Raw genomic sequence first — 3,628 nt, 5'->3', positions numbered from 1 at the left:
GTGCTGCATAGTGCACAGTGGCTCGTCTGACGACTGGTCCTGGGCCTTGGCTCCCAGCACGACGCCTGACAAAAAGGCCGATTGCTACCCCCTGGCGAATGGGAAAGACATTTTCATCAGGTCCTGTCAGCTCGCGAGAAGTTGCCCGCTGGCTGTTGCCGTGCAGATCAAGCAGATAGATTTCATCAAAGCTGGCGAGCAGACTCTCGCGCATGCGGCGATGAGTCAGGCCGTCAAGATAGGTGTGGCTAGTGATAAAGGCTAGAAGGCCGCGACCTGCCTGTTCGATATACCATTGACCGCAGCGAATAAACTTGATGAAATCATCATCGAGATTCAGCTTGCGTTCACCCAGATCGCGCTTGTAATCCTGCAGGAGGAGGCGTAGCCAGGGGTAGCGTGTGGGGCGTCCAAAGTTCCCATAGGGAGGATTGCCGATGAGCACGGGCAGACCCGTACGCGCTGGTTCCCGGGCCAGCCAGAACAGGCCATCGCCGAGAGCAAGGCTCAGATGATCTGATTGCAGACGCAGGTCGTAGCCGCAGGCAGCCAGTTTCAAGCCAAGGCTAAGATGGGCAACCAGCCAGGGTGCAGGCAGAAGTTCGCAGCCGCGCAGATGGGGCAGGAGCTGCTCAGTCACGAAGCGCTGCCAGCGGTCCAGCGCCGCTTGTTGAAGAAACTGACTATACAGAAACTCCATCAGTCCACTCAAAAAGGCCCCGCTGCCAGTCGCCGGATCAACCACTTCGAAGCGTCCCAGCTCGCTCAGGCCCTGACGCAAGGCAAAAGCCTGCTTCAGCAGCAGATCGACACTGCGCACCATATAGGAAACCACCGGCGCTGGCGTGGCGTAGATGCTTCCGACCTGACGCAAGTCAGGGCGATAGTGACGCAGAAACTGCTCATAGCAGTAGATGAGCGGCTCTTGCTGCAGCACCCGCGAGAGCAGTGTGGTGGCCTGCGTCGCTGGCTGCTCTCCTGCTGACAGGCAAGGGAATGCCGCGCTGAGTGCTTGCAGCTCAGCGATGGCCTCGGTCAGTGCTGTAGCCAGGAGCACCTGTTTAAACGATGCTTGGAGGATCGGCGGCAGCCAGCCTAAGAGGTCAATCGGCTTTAGCCTGCTCCTTGGGCACTGTGCTTCTCTCTCAGAGGGTGTCTCGGCGTCCACCAGGGCGGCTGCAAGGGCCAGGCTGCAGAGACCCTGCGTATAGAAATCGGCCCATTCCGCCAGTGGCAGGTCTGGCCCTATTACATCAGCGGGCGAATGGAGGGCGCCCGTTTGTAGAGCCTGCTCGCAGAGAGGGCGCAGACGCGTGATGGCCAGTCTGGCAAGCTGCTTTGCCAGACGGTTACATTGGCGTACGATCACTGGCTGACGCCGGTAGACGCGCATCGGGGCAGCGACTGGCTCCGATGCTGCGGGCATGAACTGCGATGGCATGGCTATGCTCTCTTCCTCCGCACCTGACTTACTCAAGCAGTCTGGATCGGCTCGGCACAGACTTACTACAGAGATAGTGGCATGCTGCTCTGAATTATAAAACGCCGTCGCATTTAGCTTGAGGGCATGATTGGGGATCAAGGCAGCGGAACGGAGCGAGCAGGAGATAGAAGAGAGCGATCTGGGATACCTTGCAGCTTGTTCCTGGTGGCGATAGAATCAAGAGGCAAGCAAGACTGCAAGAATAGCGCTCGCTTTCTCTGACCAGGCTCGTTCTTGCGCTGGCGGAGCGTAGAAGCTAGCCGGCCCGGCGAGGCTGGGCTAGTGGCTTGCTGCCACAATTCAGACGCTGGATCAAGATGGCGCGCGAAGAAGCGTCTTGCGGGAGGAAGGCGTGAGTCAGGAGGACCCCGTAAGCCGACAGGGCAGGCTGCCGGATGATCTATTAGCGCGCATTGCGCTCACGGAACGGCGTCGCCGCGCGCGTCTCTCTCAGAGTACTACCTATCTACCCGACATACGAACAAGCGGCGAGCGCCTCGTGGCCTATCTCTGCCTCACTCTGGAGGTCAGTGCATTGGCGGCCTGGCTCCAGCTATTTGCTGAAAGGCATCTCTTTGAGAGCACCAGGCCACTGGCGCCGCTCTGGGCACTCTTCCCGCTTGGCGCGGCGATGCTCTGGCTCACTCGCCTCTTCGAACTGCGTCAGGTACGCAGCGCACCGCCGCTGGATGAATTTGACCGTCCCGGCTCTCCTCTGCCAGGCAGGGGTCTCATTGTGGGCTTGCTGGTTGCCAGCACCCTCTATCTTTGCTGGCTCAACAGCTATGCCGCTGCCTCCCCCCTATATCAGCCCACCTGGCTGCTGGCGCTGGGCAGCGATCTCCTTGCCCTGCGGCCTGCCGCCTATCGCTCGGCCGCCATTCTCTGCTGTGTGATACTGCTGAGCTGGCGAGGTGCCAGGTGGGCACGTCAAGAGCCAATGCCAGCAACAGTGCGCCGAACTGTCAGCGTGAACGGCCTGCTGTTCTTGTTAGCAATACTCGTGCTCCTTGGTGCCGAAGGCAAGACTGGTCAGACTTTGATCAGCGTGAGTACCCAGATTTTCTTTCTACTCATCCTGCTCTTTATCTATTGTGCACTGTTAGCACAAACGTTGGCACAGGCCAGTGCTGAGCGCCGTCTGCATCCTTTAGGTCTGGAAGGAAGCATCACAGAGCAGGAACGCACTATTCTGCTCCTCTTCCTTGGGCTGGGGCTGGTCATCGGACTCCTTGGTCTGGCCGTGGCCATCCTGGCAGGAGCCAGTCTTTTCGAGACGCTGCGTCGTGCACTGGCACTGCTCTCTATTCCATATGATTGGCTGGTGCGTGGCCTAGCCCAGATCATTGTCTGGTTGCTCACGCCGCTAGTCTGGCTGCTCCAGGCATGGCATTTCCAGAGCAGAGGGCTGGTCATCCATCCGCCGCGGGGGCCAGGACAGCCCGCTCTCAAAGGAGCGGGTGAGAGCGCCAGCCTGCCGCCGGACCTGCTCCTGATTAGCCGCATCCTCATGCTACTGGCGATCCTGCTGATTGCTCTGGGCGGTCTTCGCCTAGTCAGCAAAGCCCTACGTCAGCGGCGCGTACGGCTCTATAGACGACAAGAGTTTGAGGAGAGCCACGAGAGCCTATGGTCCGGCGCCCTCTTCTGGCAGCAGCTACAGCAATTGCTCAGGACGCTGATGAGCAGACTGGGAGGCCTTCCCCAGCGCTGGTACCAGGGAGCCACGAGGCTGGCACGTCGCACAATGACGGCTGCACGGCAACAGCAGAGAGGCAGTAGCCTGCTGAGCATGCGGGCCATCTATCGGGCCTTGTTGGACGAGGCCCGGCAGCAGGGCTATCCGCGTCGGAAGAGTGAAACCGCGCTTGAATATCGGTGGCGTCTGGAGCGCGCAACGCCTCTAGCTGATCCACGTCTGGGGCCGCTCACAGGGGCCTATCTGGCTGCCCGCTACGGGGGCCATGAGCCTGATGCGACCCAGTTAAGTCGGCTGCGTGCAGCCTGGCAAGAGCTGCAGAAGCATTGGCGACGGCCCTGATCCTGGGGACGAACCTGCTAGCTGATGACCAGGCCGGGCGGAGGGAGTAAGGTGACGAAGAGAGTTGGGTGGGCAGATGTGATCTGCGTCAAAGAGCCTCTGTC

1 protein-coding gene and 1 pseudogene are annotated in these 3,628 nt (G+C 60.1%); one reads left to right on the top strand and one right to left on the bottom strand.

The window, feature by feature from the left end; all coding sequences use genetic code 11:
* A pseudogene (locus IRZ24_RS18045) lies at window positions 1–1,441 on the bottom strand (hypothetical protein); the annotation flags it as partial.
* A 394-nt stretch (window positions 1,442–1,835) separates the two neighbouring features.
* Between IRZ24_RS18045 and IRZ24_RS18040 the strand changes: the two are divergent.
* Entirely contained in the window at window positions 1,836–3,524 is a 1,689-nt protein-coding gene (locus IRZ24_RS18040) for a DUF4129 domain-containing protein (RefSeq protein WP_297167364.1), read from the top strand.
* Window positions 3,525–3,628 lie beyond the last annotated feature (104 nt).

The organism is Thermogemmatispora sp. (genome assembly GCF_019683755.1).
Lineage (GTDB): Bacteria > Chloroflexota > Ktedonobacteria > Ktedonobacterales > Ktedonobacteraceae > Thermogemmatispora.
Note: the sequence above shows the minus strand (reverse complement) of the source record. Positions and strands in the feature narration are given on the sequence as shown.